This window comes from Pantoea sp. GM_Pan_3 (assembly GCF_026541045.1).
In the GTDB taxonomy this organism is placed as follows: Bacteria; Pseudomonadota; Gammaproteobacteria; order Enterobacterales; family Enterobacteriaceae; genus Pantoea; species Pantoea anthophila.
The window spans coordinates 117,950-134,160 of record NZ_JALNVA010000006.1; the positions used below are offsets into that span (position 1 = coordinate 117,950).

17 protein-coding genes are annotated in these 16,211 nt (G+C 57.8%); 13 read left to right on the forward strand and 4 right to left on the reverse strand.

Features of this window, described 5'->3' with window-relative positions; translation table 11 throughout:
• Positions 1-36: 36 nt before the first annotated feature.
• Positions 37-666: a lysoplasmalogenase gene (locus tag OXR04_RS17105; protein ID WP_009087807.1), complete on the reverse strand. Its 630-nt coding sequence runs from the start codon at positions 664-666 to the stop codon at positions 37-39.
• Between the two features lie 145 nt (positions 667-811).
• Between OXR04_RS17105 and OXR04_RS17110 the strand changes: the two genes are divergently transcribed.
• Positions 812-1,168, forward strand: a complete 357-nt coding sequence (locus tag OXR04_RS17110) for a DUF2500 domain-containing protein (protein WP_058956962.1) — start codon at positions 812-814, stop codon at positions 1,166-1,168.
• Between the two features lie 26 nt (positions 1,169-1,194).
• Here OXR04_RS17110 and OXR04_RS17115 read toward each other — a convergent pair whose 3' ends face one another.
• Together OXR04_RS17115 and rsmD are read right to left on the reverse strand one after the other, a co-directional pair.
• Complete coding sequence (locus tag OXR04_RS17115) at positions 1,195-1,467, reverse strand: DUF1145 family protein (RefSeq protein WP_009087803.1); 273 nt, start codon at positions 1,465-1,467, stop codon at positions 1,195-1,197.
• Complete coding sequence (gene rsmD, locus OXR04_RS17120; RefSeq protein WP_009087801.1) at positions 1,457-2,056, reverse strand: 16S rRNA (guanine(966)-N(2))-methyltransferase; 600 nt, start codon at positions 2,054-2,056, stop codon at positions 1,457-1,459. Before rsmD ends, OXR04_RS17115 begins: the two co-directional genes overlap by 11 nt.
• A gap of 232 nt (positions 2,057-2,288) precedes the next feature.
• On the opposite strand from rsmD, the gene ftsY reads away from it, so the two are divergent.
• From ftsY to rpoH, 4 genes are all read left to right on the forward strand, one after another.
• On the forward strand, positions 2,289-3,989 hold the full coding sequence (gene ftsY, locus OXR04_RS17125) for a signal recognition particle-docking protein FtsY (RefSeq protein ID WP_267372167.1): 1,701 nt from the start codon (positions 2,289-2,291) through the stop codon (positions 3,987-3,989).
• A 5-nt stretch (positions 3,990-3,994) separates the two neighbouring features.
• Positions 3,995-4,663 carry a cell division ATP-binding protein FtsE gene (ftsE, locus tag OXR04_RS17130; RefSeq protein ID WP_009087798.1) on the forward strand — a complete coding sequence of 223 codons (669 nt, stop codon included), beginning with the start codon at positions 3,995-3,997 and terminating at the stop codon, positions 4,661-4,663.
• Complete coding sequence (gene ftsX / locus OXR04_RS17135; protein ID WP_009087796.1) at positions 4,653-5,636, forward strand: permease-like cell division protein FtsX; 984 nt, start codon at positions 4,653-4,655, stop codon at positions 5,634-5,636. The genes ftsE and ftsX overlap by 11 nt, the downstream gene beginning before the upstream one ends.
• A gap of 241 nt (positions 5,637-5,877) precedes the next feature.
• Positions 5,878-6,735, forward strand: coding sequence for an RNA polymerase sigma factor RpoH (gene rpoH / locus OXR04_RS17140; protein WP_009087795.1), 858 nt, complete (start codon positions 5,878-5,880; stop codon positions 6,733-6,735).
• Between the two features lie 54 nt (positions 6,736-6,789).
• Here rpoH and panM read toward each other — a convergent pair whose 3' ends face one another.
• On the reverse strand, positions 6,790-7,212 hold the full coding sequence (panM, locus tag OXR04_RS17145) for an aspartate 1-decarboxylase autocleavage activator PanM (protein ID WP_009087793.1): 423 nt from the start codon (positions 7,210-7,212) through the stop codon (positions 6,790-6,792).
• Positions 7,213-7,607: 395 nt separating this feature from the next.
• Here panM and OXR04_RS17150 point away from each other — a divergent pair, with 395 nt between their 5' ends.
• The 8 genes from OXR04_RS17150 (at position 7,608) to ugpE (ending at position 16,210) form a co-directional block, all read left to right on the forward strand.
• A complete protein-coding gene (locus OXR04_RS17150; protein WP_009087791.1) occupies positions 7,608-8,720 on the forward strand; it encodes a branched-chain amino acid ABC transporter substrate-binding protein in 1,113 nt (370 codons plus the stop codon).
• A 134-nt stretch (positions 8,721-8,854) separates the two neighbouring features.
• Positions 8,855-9,781, forward strand: coding sequence for a high-affinity branched-chain amino acid ABC transporter permease LivH (gene livH / locus OXR04_RS17155; protein ID WP_009087789.1), 927 nt, complete (start codon positions 8,855-8,857; stop codon positions 9,779-9,781).
• Positions 9,778-11,049: a high-affinity branched-chain amino acid ABC transporter permease LivM gene (locus tag OXR04_RS17160; RefSeq protein WP_267372175.1), complete on the forward strand. Its 1,272-nt coding sequence runs from the start codon at positions 9,778-9,780 to the stop codon at positions 11,047-11,049. The genes livH and OXR04_RS17160 overlap by 4 nt, the downstream gene beginning before the upstream one ends.
• Complete coding sequence (gene livG, locus OXR04_RS17165; RefSeq protein ID WP_009087785.1) at positions 11,046-11,813, forward strand: high-affinity branched-chain amino acid ABC transporter ATP-binding protein LivG; 768 nt, start codon at positions 11,046-11,048, stop codon at positions 11,811-11,813. Before OXR04_RS17160 ends, livG begins: the two co-directional genes overlap by 4 nt.
• Position 11,814: 1 nt before the next feature.
• Positions 11,815-12,528 (forward strand): high-affinity branched-chain amino acid ABC transporter ATP-binding protein LivF, encoded by a 714-nt coding sequence (livF, locus tag OXR04_RS17170; RefSeq protein ID WP_033736083.1) that lies wholly within the window; start codon positions 11,815-11,817, stop codon positions 12,526-12,528.
• A gap of 578 nt (positions 12,529-13,106) precedes the next feature.
• On the forward strand, positions 13,107-14,423 hold the full coding sequence (gene ugpB / locus OXR04_RS17175; RefSeq protein WP_009087781.1) for a sn-glycerol-3-phosphate ABC transporter substrate-binding protein UgpB: 1,317 nt from the start codon (positions 13,107-13,109) through the stop codon (positions 14,421-14,423).
• A gap of 57 nt (positions 14,424-14,480) precedes the next feature.
• Positions 14,481-15,368, forward strand: coding sequence for a sn-glycerol-3-phosphate ABC transporter permease UgpA (gene ugpA / locus OXR04_RS17180; protein WP_154929100.1), 888 nt, complete (start codon positions 14,481-14,483; stop codon positions 15,366-15,368).
• Positions 15,365-16,210, forward strand: a complete 846-nt coding sequence (gene ugpE / locus OXR04_RS17185; protein WP_046100748.1) for a sn-glycerol-3-phosphate ABC transporter permease UgpE — start codon at positions 15,365-15,367, stop codon at positions 16,208-16,210. The genes ugpA and ugpE overlap by 4 nt, the downstream gene beginning before the upstream one ends.
• Position 16,211: the final 1 nt, after the last annotated feature.

Consider the following 16,211-nt stretch of genomic DNA (forward strand, 5'->3'; position numbering starts at 1 on the left):
CACTCTGGAGTGGACTCCAGAGTCAAGCCGCTTTTATCACACCACCCACAAGGAGCGCACGATCATAAAGTGACCGGCAAAATAGCAGGCGGCGACGATGGCGCTGTCGGCGGTGAAGCGACGACGGTAGTGAGAGACAAACCAGATGATGTTTGCCAGCAGCAGCAGCGCTGAACCCACCATGATGGAGAAGCTGTAATCCGTCGGACGGAAGAAGTACTGCTCGGTGGCGATCCAGGTCATGACCAGGGTCATGCCGATGAAGGTGCAGACGGGCCAGCGCAGATCTTCCAGTCGGCTCCACAGCACGCCAATCAGGGCGACACCGATGATCAGCAGCGTCAGCGGGATCGGCCAGAAGAAGGTCATGGTCATGCTGGCGGCGAAGCAGAGCGTATAGAGCAGATGCGACAGGAAAAAGGCCCCTACGGCGTAGAGCATCTGCTGACGCGGCAGCAGCGTTAACGCATCACCGATCAGGGTTGCGATCAGCCCCGCCAGAATCAGGTAGTCCGTGGTCTGCAGCACCGGTGCCTGCCAGGCCAGACCCACCAGCAGCAGCAGGGTGACCGGTTTAAACAGCCAGCGTTGCCACTGCGGGCCGCGATAGGTGGCATCAACATAGAGCCAGCCGGAGAAAAGGACAGCGAGGAAAGACCAGAGCATTGTTTCTCCCTTTTTTATTCAGAATGATGAAAGATCCCAAAATATCCCTTCCAGTTTAGGTTACGCCTCAGAGATGTGACAATCAGGCAACTCTGGTTGTATCCTTTGCTCCCTGTTTCATCTTCTCCTCAGGCACAGATTCACCATGAGTAAACCCCCTCTGATTTTTATTATCGTCCTGGCGGTTATCGCCGTGCTGGCCACGCGTCAGTTCATCAAGCAACGCCGTGAAGGCGCGGTCAATGACGCGTCACCGGTGCGGGCGTTGCAGGCTGAAGTCAGAACCAAACGGGAATTTCCGGCGCCCAATCGCCGTTCACGGCAGCGGGAAGTGATCGCCGGCGAAGAGATGCGGTATGAAGCCCTGTTTCATCCGCTGAACGGGGCCAGCGATATTAAGGTGCAGATTAAAGAGGCGGAGTACCATCAGCTGGATAAAGGGGCGAAGGGCGAACTGAAGATGCAGGGCACGCGCTTTATCAGCTTCACGCCCGTGCAGTAACTGGCGGGCGTGACGCCCGCCCGGCACTATTTTTTGCGCGGGAAATGTTTCTTCTGCCAGGCGACCAGCTCGAAAACCCCGAACAGAAAAACTTTGATCTGGGTGACGCGATCGATAGGCGGCGCGTCTTTAGTCTGCGTGGCGCGCAGCAATACCAGCTGCAGACCGTGCATCATGATCATGAAGAACAGCGCCACGTTGATAAAGTAAGTCAGCGGTTTCGGGTAGGGATGCACCACGTTAGCCAGTAAAAATCCCCACACGCAAAGCATCAACAGACGCCCCAAATTAAGTAACATCCTGCGTCTCCTGTTGACGTTGATACAAACGATAAGCCACCTGTCCGGCTATTTTCTCGCGATAAAGATCCCACGCTGGCGGCACCGGCGGTGCGCCATTTTCCACTTCGCTCTCGACATAAATCAGCGCCTGATCGGCCAGCCAGTGATTCTGCTCCAGCAACTGCAGCGTCTGGGCCAGCAATCCCTGACGAAACGGTGGGTCGATAAACACCACATCGAAGGGTTCGCCCGGCTGCGCCAGCCAGTTTAGCGTATTGGTCTGGATGACGGTGCCGTTACTGGCGCGCAGGGTCTGCAGATTTTTTGTCAGCTGCTGCGCCACCGGACGTTCCAGCTCCAGCAGGGTCGCCGATCCTGCATAGCGCGACAGCGCTTCCAGGCCTAATGCGCCGCTTCCGGCAAAGCAGTCGAGGCAGCGCGCCTCGGGCAGCACCGGGGCCAGCCAGTTAAACAGCGTCTCTCGCACCCGGTCGGTGGTGGGGCGCAGTCCGGCACTGTCCGGCACCGGCAATTTACGTCCGCGCCACTGGCCGCCAATGATGCGGATCTGCCCGGTTCCGCCTGTACTGCGGGGGTTTTTATTCATCTTGCTCACAACTCGTCATAATTTGTTGCGTAGTTTAACGGGCGAATCGGTGAGAAGAAACGTTAAAAAAGGGTGCTGTGGTGAGCTGGCTGGAAAGTGTTAGACTACTGAGTTGCTGAAGTCATGCATTATTCTGCGGTTTACGCCGGTCTGGCGATGACCAACTTTCATTGATTTACCCCTGGAAACCCTGCGCGACCGGGACAAAGCCATCGAGGAGTGTAGTCACACAATGGCAAAAGAGAAAAAACGTGGCTTTTTTTCCTGGCTGGGATTTGGCAAAGAGGAAGAGAAACAACCTGCAGCGGAAGAGCAGACACAACAGGTCGCAGAACCCGCTCAGCAGCAGCCAGAACAGGAAGCCCCGGCTTTAAGTCAGGCAGAAGCACAGGCGGAAGAGACGGTTGCCATTACCGAAACGGTAGCCAGCGAGCAGCATGAGGCGGACGTAACCGCGGCCGCGCCATCTGAAGCGGCACCGGCGGCGCTGGATGACGCTGAATCTGTCGTTACCGAATCTGACGCTATTACTGAATCTGCTGCACCTGAACATGACGACGCGCCGGTTATTGACGCTGACGCCGTGGTCATGCCGGTTGAGGATGCCGTCTCCTCAGACGCACCGTTAAGCGAAGAGGAGCTGACGGCGCTGGCACTGGGCGATGCCGCCGTCGTTGAAACGACACCGGATGACGCCGTGGCTCCGCTGAGCGAAGCGGAGCTGACCGCGCTGGCGCTGGGTGACGCAGAAATTATCGACACGCCGCACAGCGACGCGGATGCCCCGCACAGCGAGCAGGATTCTGCCGCACGGGCAGAGGACGATGCGGATATGGAAACCCTGCCCGGCGAGGCCGACGCGCCGCTGAGCGAGGAAGAGCTGACCGCGCTGGCGCTGGCCGACGCGGAGGTGATCGCTGAGGAACCGGCGGACGAGAGCGCCTCTGATACCGTCAGCGATCTGCCGCTGGCTGCTGCGCCATTTATCGCCCAGGAGCAGGAGCGTCCCGCCAAAGAGGGCTTCTTTGCCCGCCTGAAACGCAGCCTGGTGAAAACCCGTCAGAACCTCGGTTCCGGTTTTATCAGCCTGTTCCGGGGCAAAAAGATTGATGACGATCTGTTTGATGAGCTGGAAGAGCAGCTGCTGATTGCGGATGTGGGCGTGGATACCACGCGCCGCATCATTACGCATCTGACCCAGCAGGCAAACCGCAAGCAGCTGCGCGACGCGGAAGCGCTCTATGGCCTGCTGAAGGCGGAGATGGCGTCGATTCTCGCCAAAGTCGACGCGCCGCTGGACGTTTCAGGCAAAACACCGTTTGTGATCCTGATGGTGGGCGTCAATGGTGTGGGGAAAACCACTACCATCGGTAAGCTGGCGCGCCAGTATCAGGCCGAAGGCAAATCCGTGATGTTAGCGGCGGGCGATACCTTCCGTGCGGCGGCGGTTGAGCAGCTGCAGGTGTGGGGCCAGCGCAACAACATTCCGGTGATTGCCCAGCACACCGGCGCAGATTCCGCCTCGGTGATCTTCGATGCGATTCAGGCGGCGAAATCGCGTGGCGTGGATGTGCTGATTGCCGACACCGCCGGGCGTCTGCAGAACAAATCGCACCTGATGGAAGAGCTGAAAAAAATCACCCGCGTGATGAAAAAGCTGGATGAGTCCGCGCCTCACGAAGTGATGCTGACGCTGGACGCCAGCACCGGACAGAATGCGGTCAGCCAGGCCCGGCTGTTTAACGAAGCGGTCGGCCTGACCGGTATTGCGCTCACCAAACTGGATGGCACCGCTAAAGGCGGCGTGATCTTCTCGGTGGCCGATCAGTTCGGTATTCCGATTCGCTACATTGGTGTCGGTGAAGGCATTGAAGATTTACGACCGTTTAAGGCGGACGATTTTATTGAGGCACTGTTTGCCCGAGAGGACTAATTAGGATGATTCGCTTTGAAGAGGTCAGTAAGGCATATCTCGGCGGACGTCAGGCGCTGCAGGGGGTAGATTTCCATCTGCGCCCCGGCGAAATGGCGTTTCTCACCGGCCACTCCGGTGCCGGTAAGAGTACCCTGCTGAAGCTGATTTGTGGCATTGAGCGCCCGAGTGCCGGAAAAATCTGGTTCAGTGGCCATGACATTTCCCGTCTGCGGAACAGTGAAGTGCCGTTTCTGCGTCGTCAGATCGGCATGATCTTCCAGGACCACCACCTGCTGATGGATCGCTCGGTCTATGACAACGTGGCGATCCCGCTGATTATCTCGGGCGCCAGTGGCGAAGATATCCGTCGTCGCGTGTCGGCCGCGCTGGATAAAGTGGGTCTGCTCGACAAAGCGAAAAGTTATCCGATTCAGCTTTCTGGTGGTGAACAGCAGCGTGTTGGCATCGCCCGTGCGGTAGTGAACAAACCGTCGGTGCTGCTGGCGGATGAACCGACCGGTAACCTCGACGACGCGCTGTCAGAAGATATCCTGCGCCTGTTCGAAGAGTTCAACCGCGTCGGCGTCACCGTCCTGATGGCAACGCATGACAGCGGCCTGATCGCCCGACGCAACTACCGGATGATGACGCTGAATCAGGGACGCCTGCACGGAGGCCACGATGGTCAATAAACGCATTAAACGTCCGGCGGCACCGAAAGCAAAGCAGCCGTCGAAGAGTAAAGCGCTGAAGGGTGGCTGGCAGGAGCAGTGGCGTTATGCGCTGCGCGGCACCCTCTCTGATATGTGGCGTCAGCCGCTGGCTACGCTGCTGACGGTGATGGTGATCGCCATCTCCCTGACGCTGCCCAGCGTCTGCTACATGGTGTGGAAAAACGTCAGCCAGGCGGCGACCCAGTGGTATCCGGCACCGCAGTTAACCGTCTATCTCTCCAAGACCCTGGATGACAGCGCGGCCGAGAATGTAGTGGCGCAGCTCAAGCAGGTGGAAGGGGTGGATAACGTCAACTACCTGACGCGCGAAGAGGCGCTGAACGAGTTCCGTAACTGGTCAGGCTTTGGCGGCGCGATGGATATGCTGGAGCAGAATCCGCTGCCCGCCGTCGCGATCATTACGCCGAAGCTCAATTTCCAGAACTCCGACACCATGCAAAGCCTGCGCGACCGCGTGACGAAAGTGCAGGGCGTCGATGAAGTCCGGATGGATGACAGCTGGTTTGCACGACTGGCCGCGCTGACCGGGCTGGTGGGACAGATCGCGTCGATGATTGGCGTACTGATGATCGTGGCGGTGTTCCTGGTGATCGGCAACAGCGTCCGGCTCAGCATCTTCGCCCGGCGTGACACCATTAACGTTCAGAAGCTGATTGGCGCGACGGATGGCTTCATCCTGCGGCCTTTCCTCTATGGCGGGGCGCTGCTGGGCTTCAGCGGCGCAGTGCTGTCGCTGCTGCTGTCGGAAGTGCTGGTGCTGCGCCTGCAGTCGGTGGTTGCCAGCGTGGCGACCGTCTTCGGCACCACCTTCTCGCTGGAAGGCTTCTCCTGGGATGAAGCGCTGCTGCTGCTGCTGATTGCGGCGATCATCGGCTGGGTGGCTGCCTGGCTGGCCACGGTACAACATTTACGCCGATTTACGCCGCAGTAAACGCCTGCAACATTTTTTTGTTATAATGGTCCTCTGCTACCGACAGTGTATGCAGAGGACCTTTTCCCCTCTTCCCTTCCTGTCATCTGTGTGTAAAATATTCACTGCTATAATTGAACTTGTGGATAACTTTCACACTCTAAGTAGCACAGATTGCTTTCGGATTTCGCGCGACGTTGACTTACTGTATCGTCTGCGCAGGGAAATGTGCGGCAATTCCATTGAATTTGTGAGGGTTTGAATGACCAAAGAAATGCAAACTTTAGCTATTGCTTCTCCGGGTACCCTGGATTCTTACGTCCGGGCTGCCAACACCTGGCCGATGCTGTCGGCAGAAGAGGAAAAAGCGTTAGCTGAACGGCTGCATTACCAGGGCGATCTGGATGCAGCTAAGACGCTGATCCTGTCACACCTACGCTTTGTAGTTCATATCGCTCGTAATTACTCCGGTTACGGCTTGCCACAGGCTGACCTGGTTCAGGAAGGTAATATCGGCCTGATGAAAGCGGTGCGCCGCTTCAACCCGGAAGTTGGCGTGCGCCTGGTTTCATTCGCCGTGCACTGGATTAAAGCCGAGATTCACGAGTACGTGCTGCGTAACTGGCGTATCGTGAAAGTCGCGACCACCAAAGCACAGCGTAAGCTGTTCTTTAACCTGCGTAAAACCAAGCAGCGTCTGGGCTGGTTCAATCAGGACGAAGTTGAGATGGTTGCGCGTGAGCTGGGCGTAAGCAGCAAAGACGTACGTGAAATGGAATCGCGTATGGCTGCGCAGGATATGACCTTTGATATGTCTGCCGACGATGAGAGCAGTGAAGGCCGCTCAATGGCCCCGGTGCTCTATCTCCAGGATAAGACCTCTGACTTTGCTGATGGCATTGAAGAGGATAACTGGGACGCACACGCCGCTGACAAGCTGAGCTATGCGATGGAAGGCCTGGATGAGCGCAGTCAGCACATCATCCGCGCCCGCTGGCTGGACGAAGATAACAAAACCACGCTGCAGGAGCTGGCCGATCAGTATGGCGTCTCAGCTGAACGAGTCCGGCAGCTGGAGAAGAACGCCATGAAAAAACTGCGTATGGCGATCGAAGCGTAATACCCACAGGGGCGACAGCATGTCGCCCCTGTTGCTTTCTGTCGCCCCGGACTGTCACGCCTCTTCCGCCATCCCCTCTGCGTCATCTGTTGCCCGTATCCAGCCGTCACTCTGCGCCCGAAAACCGCACGCCTGCATAAATGCCGCCCGCACCTGCTGATCGTCACTGCCATCATCGGCAATCCACCAGTCCGCTATCGATCCGTTCTGCGCAATCGTCTCTTCCAGCAGATAGTGGCCCACACCGCGTCGCCGCGTCACGTCACGCACCGCCAGCCGGTGGATCTTGCCGTGCGTACCGGAGATTTCCAGCTGTAACCCCGCCAGCAGCCGATCGTTGAAGCGCGCCGCATAGAGACGATGGCGCTCATCCAGCCGCTGTTCCAGTTCCTGAATGTTCAGATCGGGCCAGACCTTGCCCAGATCGATGTGGTCCTGCGGCGTCAGCGTGGTTAAACGCTGGATAGTCAGCTTCATAACAAAAACCTCTAAAAAAGGGGAAAGTGCAGCGAAAGTATACAACCAGAGCGCCACCACATTTTCATCAATAAAACAGGTCAAAAGATGGCCTGGGTGCCAGGATAATAGGTGTAAACAGGTTAAGCCTGCGATCAAACCAGCATAATGCGCTGGCAAAGTGGTGAAAAACCGGCCATTGCCTCCAGTGTATTATGCTGTTTCACTCAGTCAATTCTGAATATGTCAGTTGATTTACAGAAGAAACATCCTGTTTAATAACCTGAAAAATAAAGCCTTATTACTAAAAAATGCCAGAAAAGTACGCTAACTCCTTCATGATCAATCAGTTTTCGACTTTATCTGGCAATGCACGCACTCACAACATACACGACAAAACAGATGGGGTAGTCAGGATGAAAATGAAAGGTCGCGCATTACTGGCGGGATGTGTAGCACTGGCGATGAGCCATGCGGCGCTGGCTGAAGATATTAAAGTGGCGATTGTTGGCGCAATGTCAGGTCCGGTGGCGCAGTACGGCGACATGCAGTTCGCGGGCGCTACTCAGGCGATTGAAGATATCAACGCCAAAGGCGGCGTTAACGGCAACAAACTGGTTGCGGTGAAATATGATGACGCCTGTGACCCGAAACAGGCCGTTGCGGTCGCGAACAAGGTGATTAACGACGGTATCCGTTATGTTATCGGCCATCTCTGCTCCTCCTCAACCCAGCCTGCGTCTGACATCTATGAAGATGAAGGCGTGCTGATGATTACCCCGGCGGCGACCGCACCTGACCTGACTTCCCGCGGCTATAAACTGATCATGCGCACCACCGGTCTGGACTCTGACCAGGGGCCGACCGCAGCCAAATACATTATGAGCGAGCTGAAGCCGCAGCGTATCGCCGTGGTACACGACAAACAGCAATATGGTGAAGGCCTGGCGCGTTCCGTACAGGAGAGCCTGAAAAAGCAGGGCGCGAACATCGTCATGTTTGAAGGGATCACCGCAGGCGACAAAGATTTCTCTACGCTGGTGGCGCGCTTTAAGAAAGAGAACGTCGATTTCGTCTATTTCGGCGGCTACTACCCGGAGATGGGCCAGATCCTGCGTCAGGCGCGGGCGGCCGGTCTGAAGACGCAGTTTATGGGACCAGAAGGGGTGGGCAACGCCTCCCTGTCGAACATTGCCGGTGCGGCGTCTGAGGGCATGCTGGTCACGCTGCCGAAACGCTACGATCAGGTTGAAACCAACAAACCGATCGTTGACGCGCTGAAGGCGAAGAAACTTGATCCGACCGGTCCGTTCGTCTGGACCACCTATGCCGCGCTGCAATCGCTGACCACCGGCATGGAACGTAGCAAGAGCGAAGAGCCGGACGCTATCGTGAAGAACCTCAAAGAAGGGGCTGCGGTGCCAACCGTCATGGGCAACCTGAACTGGGATGAAAAGGGCGATCTCAAGGGCTTTGAATTCGGCATCTTCAAATGGCATGCCGATGGTACCTCGACCGCAGTGAAGTAAACCAGGCGGTTTTCTGGTGAGCCGGAGGCCAGCTAAGCGGTCTCCACTGACCGGCGACACGAACGCCTGGCACGCCGCTGCCAGGCGTTTTTTGTACCCCGATCGCCTGCGATCGGATAAGTAAGGGTTAAGGTATGTCCGAGCAGTTCCTCTATTTTATTCAGCAGATGTTTAACGGTGTCACCCTCGGGAGCACCTATGCGCTGATCGCCATCGGTTACACCATGGTTTACGGCATTATCGGCATGATCAACTTCGCCCATGGCGAGGTGTACATGATCGGTAGCTATGTCTCCTTTATCGTGATTGCCGCCCTGATGATGATGGGCATCGACACCACCTGGCTGATGATTGCGGCTGGCTTTGTGATGGCAGTCATTATCTCCAGCGCCTACGGCTGGAGCATTGAACGCGTGGCCTACCGGCCCGTACGTTCCTCTAAGCGCCTGATTGCGCTCATCTCCGCCATCGGGATGTCGATCTTCCTGCAAAACTACGTCAGCCTGACCCAGGGCTCACGCGACCTGGCGCTGCCGAGCCTGATCACCGGACAGTGGACGGTGGGGGAGAGCAACGGGTTTGCCGCCACCATCTCAACCATGCAGATTGTTATCTGGGTGGTGACCTTCCTGGCGATGCTGGCGCTGACCACCTTTATCCGCTACTCCCGCATGGGCCGCGCCTGTCGCGCCTGCGCTGAAGATCTGAAAATGGCCAGCCTGCTGGGCATTAACACCGACCGCGTGATCTCGCTGACCTTCGTGATCGGGGCCGCGATGGCCGCAGTAGCAGGCGTGCTGCTGGGCCAGTTCTACGGCTCGATCAACCCCTTCATCGGCTTTATGGCGGGGATGAAAGCGTTCACCGCCGCCGTGCTGGGCGGGATCGGCAGTATTCCGGGCGCAATGATTGGCGGACTGGTGCTGGGTATCGCTGAAGCGCTGACGTCAGCCTATCTCAGCACGGAATATAAAGATGTGGTTTCGTTTGCCCTGCTGATTGTGGTGCTGCTGGTGATGCCGACCGGGATTCTGGGTCGTCCGGAGGTTGAGAAAGTATGAAGACCTCGTTTATCAACGCCCTGATCGCCTCGGTAATGCTGCTGGTGCTGGCCACCTTCTTTATGGGACTGCGCCTGACGCTGGATGGCACAAATCTGGTGGTGCAGAACGCGGGCAGCGTGCGCTGGAACTGGATCGCCGCAGGCTGTGCGGTGGTGTTTCTGTTCCAGCTGCTGCGTCCGGTCTGGCAGAGCAGCCTGAAGAAAGTCTCCGGTCCGTCGCTGGTGTTGCCGGGCTTTGATGGCTCAACGCCGAAGCAGAAGCTGGTGATGGCGGTGCTGATTATCGCCGCCGTCGCCTGGCCTTTCCTGGTGTCACGCGGCACCGTGGATATCGCCACGATGACGCTGATCTACGTGATGCTCGGCCTGGGCCTGAACGTGGTGGTCGGACTGTCGGGCCTGCTGGTGCTGGGCTACGGTGGCTTCTACGCCATCGGTGCCTACACCTTTGCGCTGCTGAACCACTACTACGGCCTTGGCTTCTGGCAGTGTCTGCCGCTCTCCGGCATCGTGGCTGCGCTGTTTGGTCTGCTGCTGGGCTTCCCGGTGCTGCGACTGCGCGGCGATTATCTGGCCATTGTGACGCTGGGCTTCGGTGAGATTGTGCGTATCCTGCTGCTGAACAATACCGCGCTGACCGGCGGACCTAACGGCATCAGCCAGATCCCTAAACCGACCCTGTTTGGCCTGGAGTTCGGGCGTACCCCGCGCGAAGGCGGCTGGGATACCTTCCACAACTTCTTTGGCCTGAAGTACGATCCCAGCGACCGTATCATCTTCCTCTATCTGGTGGCGCTGCTGCTGGTGGTGGTGACGCTGTTCGTGATCAACCGGCTGCTGCGGATGCCGCTGGGCCGCGCCTGGGAAGCCCTGCGTGAAGATGAGATCGCCTGTCGCTCTCTGGGCCTCAGCCCGACCCGCATTAAGCTGACCGCCTTTACTATCAGTGCCGCCTTTGCCGGATTCGCCGGCAGCCTGTTCGCGGCGCGCCAGGGCTTTGTCAGCCCGGAATCCTTTACCTTTGTCGAGTCCGCCTTTGTGCTGGCGATTGTGGTACTGGGTGGCATGGGATCGCAGTTCGCGGTGATTCTGGCTGCCATTCTGCTGGTGGTTTCCCGCGAGCTGATGCGCGATCTCAATGAGTACAGCATGCTGGTGCTGGGTGGCCTGATGGTGCTGATGATGATCTGGCGTCCGCAGGGCCTGCTGCCGATGAAGCGTCCGCATCTGAAGCTCAGAACCGGTAAACAAGGAGAAAAGGCATGAGTCAGCCTTTATTAGCCGTTGAAGGCCTGATGATGCGCTTCGGCGGTCTGTTAGCCGTAAACAATGTGGCGCTGGAGCTGCGTCCGCAGGAAATCGTTTCGCTGATTGGCCCTAACGGTGCCGGGAAAACCACGGTGTTCAACTGCCTGACTGGCTTTTACAAGCCAACCGGCGGCAGCATCACATTGCGTGACCAGCATCTGGAAGGCCTGCCGGGTCAGAAGATTGCGCGCATGGGCATTGTGCGAACCTTCCAGCACGTACGCCTGTTCCGTGAGATGACGGTGATTGAGAACCTGCTGGTGGCACAGCATCAGCACCTGAAGAGCGGCCTGTTTTCCGGCCTGCTGAAAACGCCCGCGTTTCGCCGCAGTGAGAGCGAAGCGCTGGATCGCGCGGCGACCTGGCTGGAGCGGGTCGGCTTACTCGACCTGGCTAACCGTCAGGCGGGCAATCTGGCCTATGGTCAGCAGCGCCGGCTGGAGATCGCGCGCTGCATGGTGACGCGCCCGGAGATCCTGATGCTGGATGAGCCGGCAGCGGGCCTCAACCCCAAAGAGACCCACGAGCTGGATGCGCTGATTGCGGAACTGCGTGGCGAACACAAGGTTTCGGTGCTGCTGATCGAACATGATATGAAGCTGGTGATGGGCATCTCTGACCGCATTTACGTGGTCAATCAGGGAACGCCGCTGGCTAACGGAACGCCGGAAGAGATTCGTAATAACCCGGATGTCATTCGCGCCTATTTAGGAGAGGCCTGAGATGGCAAATGCGATGTTAACCATTGAGAACGTCAGTGCGCATTACGGCAAAATTCAGGCGCTGCACAACGTCAGTCTTTACATCAATCAGGGCGAAATCGTCACCCTGATTGGTGCCAACGGCGCCGGGAAAACCACGCTGCTCGGCACGCTGTGCGGCGAACCGCGCGCGACCCAGGGCACCATTACCTTTGATGGCAAAACCATCACTGACTGGCAGACGGCGCGCATCATGCGTGAAGCGATTGCCATCGTGCCAGAGGGGCGGCGGGTCTTTTCGCGCATGACGGTGGAGGAGAATCTGGCGATGGGCGGCTTTTTTGCCAGCCGTCCGGACTACCTGTCGCGGATCAAGCGCGTGTATGAACTCTTCCCGCGTCTGGCGGAGCGTAAAATCCAGCGCGCCGGCACCATGTCCGGCGGTGAGCAGCAGATGCTGGCCATTGGCCGTGCGCTGATGAGCCAGCCGCGCCTGCTGCTGCTGGATGAGCCGTCGCTGGGACTGGCACCGATCATTATTCAGCAGATTTTCGACACCATTGAGCAGCTGCGCAGCGAGGGGATGACCATCTTCCTGGTGGAGCAGAATGCCAATCAGGCGCTGAAGCTGGCGGACCGGGGCTATGTGCTGGAGAACGGGCATGTGGTGCTGGAAGACACTGGTGCAGCCCTTCTCTCCAACGAAGCCGTCCGCAGCGCTTATCTGGGTGCCTGATGGGGCACGGCCTGGCTTGCTTGCCAGGTTCCGGTTGGGCAGTGCTCGCCATCCTCACGTACTACGTGTACGCTCCGGTGGCTGCGCGCTGTCCGCCCGCAACCTGCCTGCGCCGCCGACGGCCTGGAGCACTGGTGTGAAGGGTAGTTCCGATGGCCTTTGCCAGAGGCCGTTGCAGCTTATGGTAATCAATCCGACGTAGTAATGATGTTATAGCTGCTCAGACTGCTGACAAACCCAAATCAGTGTGAATCTGGCCGCAACAAATATACTCAACGCGCAGGGAACATGGTCAGAAGAGGAAAGCGTCCCGCGCCATGGACGGCGCGGGCCGAGCGTGTCATGGATGACAGATTTAGCGTCTTTCCGATCTGACCTTGTTCCTTGTGCATGCTCAGTCTTACAGCAACCTGGCCAGATTGTGTCAACAAAGTCGTTAGCTGCTCCGCCTTTCTTCCCTTTCGCCTGTCACCCGCCTGTCATCTGCCTGTTATTAATCCGTCATTTCCCCGTGTCATGTTACTTCGCGAACCAGAAATCCGTGATTTCACGCGTATTTACCTGCACAGGAAAATTCTATGTCCGTCGTTACCTTTCGCCGTAGCCTGATGAGCGCGCTGCTCGGTCTGACCCTTAGCGGCCATGCCATCGCCGCCACCGAGATCCCTTTCTGGCACTCCATGGAAGGCGAGTTAGGCAAAGAAGTCGATTCGCTGGCTCAGCGCTTTAACCAGACCCATCCCGATTACAAAATTGTTCCGACCTACAAAGGTAACTACGAGCAGAGCCTGGCGGCCGGGATCGCGGCAGTGCGCAGCGGCAAAGCGCCTGCGGTGCTGCAGGTTTATGAAGTGGGCACGGCCACCATGATGGCTTCACAGGCGATTGTGCCGGTGCATCAGGTCTTCAAAGATGCCGGTATCCCCTTTGATGAAAAGCAGTTCGTACCGACGGTTGCGGGCTACTACAGCGACAGCAAAGGCCAGCTGATCTCTCAGCCGTTCAACAGCTCTACCCCGGTGCTCTACTACAACAAAGATGCCTTTAAGAAAGCGGGTCTGAATCCCGATCAGCCCCCGAAAACCTGGCAGGAGCTGGCCACGGATGCCGCCGCGCTGCGCAAGTCGGGCATGAGCTGCGGCTACGCCAGCGGCTGGCAGGGCTGGATTCAGATCGAAAACTTCAGTGCCTGGCATGCGCTGCCGGTCGCCACGGAAAACAACGGCTTTGACGGCCTGGATGCGGTGCTGGAGTTCAACAAACCGGTGCAGGTGCGTCACATCGAAATGCTGGAAGCGATGAACAAAAAAGGGGACTTCACCTACTTTGGCCGCAAAGATGAGCCGACGGCGAAGTTCTACAACGGCGACTGCGGCATCACTACCGCCTCCTCCGGTTCGCTGGCCGATATCCGTCACTACGCAAAATTCAACTTCGGCGTCGGCATGATGCCCTATGACGACACCGTAAAAGGTGCGCCGCAGAACGCCCTGATCGGCGGAGCCAGTCTGTGGGTGATGAAAGGCAAAGATGCAGCAACGTATAAAGGCGTCGCGGAGTTCATGCAGTTCCTCGCGAAACCGGAAATCGCGGCGGAATGGCACCAGAAAACCGGCTACCTGCCGATTACCACTGCCGCCTATGAGCTGACGAAACAGCAGGGCTTCTACGACAAAAATCCGGGTGCAGATATCGCCACCCGTCAGATGATGAACAAACCGCCGCTGCCGTTCACCAAAGGCATACGTCTGGGCAATATGCCGCAGATCCGTGCCGTGATTGACGAAGAGCTGGAGAGCGTCTGGACCGGTAAACAGTCGCCGCAAAGCGCGCTGGATAACGCGGTCAAACGCGGCAACGAACTGCTGCGTCGCTTCCAGCAGCAGGTGAAGTAATCTGCCCGACAGGGCCAGTGCAGGCTGGCCCTCTCTCTTTCTGAATCAGAGTGCGCTATGTCTTCTTCTCGCCCGGTTTTTCGCACCAGCCTGCTGCCTTATCTGCTGGTGCTGCCGCAGTTACTGATCACTGCGGTCTTCTTTCTCTGGCCTGCCGGTGAAGCGCTGTGGTACTCGCTGCAAAGCCTCGATCCCTTTGGCCTCTCCAGCCGCTTTGTCGGGCTGGAAAATTTCAGACGCCTGTTTGCCGATCCCTACTATCTCGATTCGTTCTGGACCACTCTGACATTCAGCGGCATGGTCACGGGGTTCGGCATGCTGTTTTCGCTGCTGCTGGCGGCGCTGGTCGATTATGTCGTGCGACTGCGCCGCCTCTATCAGACCCTGCTGCTGCTGCCCTACGCCGTTGCGCCAGTGGTGGCCGCGGTGCTGTGGATGTTTCTGTTCAATCCCGGTCTGGGCCTCTTCAGCTACCTGCTGCACCGCATCGGCTATGAGTGGAACTATGCGCAGAACAGCGGTCAGGCGATGTTCCTGATTGTTCTGGCGTCGATCTGGCAGCAGATGAGCTACAACTTCCTGTTCTTCTTCGCTGCTCTGCAGTCGATCCCGAAATCGCTGGTGGAAGCCGCCGCGATTGACGGTGCCGGGCCGGTGCGACGCTTCTTCAACCTCTCCCTGCCGCTGATTGCGCCGGTGAGCTTCTTTCTGCTGGTGGTGAATCTGATCTATGCCTTCTTCGACACCTTCCCGGTGATCGACGCGGCTACCGGCGGCGGGCCGGTGCAGGCGACCACCACGCTGATCTACAAAATCTACCGCGAAGGCTTCACCGGTCTGGACCTCTCCTCGTCGGCGGCGCAGTCGGTGGTGCTGATGCTGCTGGTCATCGGGCTGACGGTCATCCAGTTCCGCTTTGTTGAACGTAAGGTGCAATACCAATGATTGAGAATCGACGCGGGCTGGATCTCTTCAGCCACCTCGTGCTGGTACTGGGCGTGCTCACCATCCTGTTTCCGCTCTACGTCGCCTTTGTCGCCGCAACGCTGGATAACGAGGCGGTCTATCAGGTGCCGATGACGCTGGTGCCCGGCACCCATCTCTGGGAGAACGTCTCACGCATCTGGACTCACGGCGTCAACGGCAGCGGCCCGGCATTTGGTCTGATGCTGCTTAACAGCATGATCATGGCGCTCGGCATCACCTTCGGCAAAATTACCGTGTCGATGCTGTCGGCGTTTGCGCTGGTCTGGTTTCGCTTTCCGCTGCGCACGCTCTTCTTCTGGCTGATCTTTATCACCCTGATGCTGCCGGTGGAGGTGCGTATTTTCCCGACGGTGCAGGTGATTGCCGATCTTAATCTGCTCGACAGCTACAGCGGGCTGACGCTGCCACTGATGGCTTCAGCAACCGCCACCTTCCTGTTTCGTCAGTTTTTTATGTCGCTGCCGGATGAGCTGGTCGAAGCGGCGCGCATCGATGGGGCCAGCGCGATGCGCTTCTTTATCGACATCGTGCTGCCGCTCTCCAGAACCAATCTGGCGGCGCTATTCGTGATCACCTTTATCTACGGCTGGAACCAGTATCTCTGGCCGCTGCTGATTATCAATGACGCCAGCCTCGGCACGGCGGTGGCGGGGATTAAAAGCATGATCTCCAGCAGCGGTTCGCCGACCCAGTGGAACGAAGTGATGGCAGCAATGTTATTAACCCTGATCCCACCACTGGTGGTGGTGTTAGTCATGCAGCGTGCCTTTGTGCGCGGTCTGGTTGAGAGTGAGAAATAAG

Excerpts from the sequence above, each read along its gene's own strand:
- ugpA (WP_154929100.1), top strand. The coding sequence starts at position 14,481 with ATGTCTTCTTCTCGCCCGGTTTTTCGCACCAGCCTGCTGCCTTATCTG.
- livG (WP_009087785.1), top strand. The coding sequence starts at position 11,046 with ATGAGTCAGCCTTTATTAGCCGTTGAAGGCCTGATGATGCGCTTCGGC.
- OXR04_RS17105 (WP_009087807.1), bottom strand. The coding sequence starts at position 666 with ATGCTCTGGTCTTTCCTCGCTGTCCTTTTCTCCGGCTGGCTCTATGTT.
- OXR04_RS17160 (WP_267372175.1), top strand. The coding sequence starts at position 9,778 with ATGAAGACCTCGTTTATCAACGCCCTGATCGCCTCGGTAATGCTGCTG.
- ugpE (WP_046100748.1), top strand. The coding sequence starts at position 15,365 with ATGATTGAGAATCGACGCGGGCTGGATCTCTTCAGCCACCTCGTGCTG.
- OXR04_RS17150 (WP_009087791.1), top strand. The coding sequence starts at position 7,608 with ATGAAAATGAAAGGTCGCGCATTACTGGCGGGATGTGTAGCACTGGCG.
- ftsE (WP_009087798.1), top strand. The coding sequence starts at position 3,995 with ATGATTCGCTTTGAAGAGGTCAGTAAGGCATATCTCGGCGGACGTCAG.
- livH (WP_009087789.1), top strand. The coding sequence starts at position 8,855 with ATGTCCGAGCAGTTCCTCTATTTTATTCAGCAGATGTTTAACGGTGTC.
- rsmD (WP_009087801.1), bottom strand. The coding sequence starts at position 2,056 with ATGAATAAAAACCCCCGCAGTACAGGCGGAACCGGGCAGATCCGCATC.
- panM (WP_009087793.1), bottom strand. The coding sequence starts at position 7,212 with ATGAAGCTGACTATCCAGCGTTTAACCACGCTGACGCCGCAGGACCAC.
- ftsY (WP_267372167.1), top strand. The coding sequence starts at position 2,289 with ATGGCAAAAGAGAAAAAACGTGGCTTTTTTTCCTGGCTGGGATTTGGC.
- OXR04_RS17110 (WP_058956962.1), top strand. The coding sequence starts at position 812 with ATGAGTAAACCCCCTCTGATTTTTATTATCGTCCTGGCGGTTATCGCC.
- livF (WP_033736083.1), top strand. The coding sequence starts at position 11,815 with ATGGCAAATGCGATGTTAACCATTGAGAACGTCAGTGCGCATTACGGC.
- ftsX (WP_009087796.1), top strand. The coding sequence starts at position 4,653 with ATGGTCAATAAACGCATTAAACGTCCGGCGGCACCGAAAGCAAAGCAG.
- OXR04_RS17115 (WP_009087803.1), bottom strand. The coding sequence starts at position 1,467 with ATGTTACTTAATTTGGGGCGTCTGTTGATGCTTTGCGTGTGGGGATTT.
- rpoH (WP_009087795.1), top strand. The coding sequence starts at position 5,878 with ATGACCAAAGAAATGCAAACTTTAGCTATTGCTTCTCCGGGTACCCTG.
- ugpB (WP_009087781.1), top strand. The coding sequence starts at position 13,107 with ATGTCCGTCGTTACCTTTCGCCGTAGCCTGATGAGCGCGCTGCTCGGT.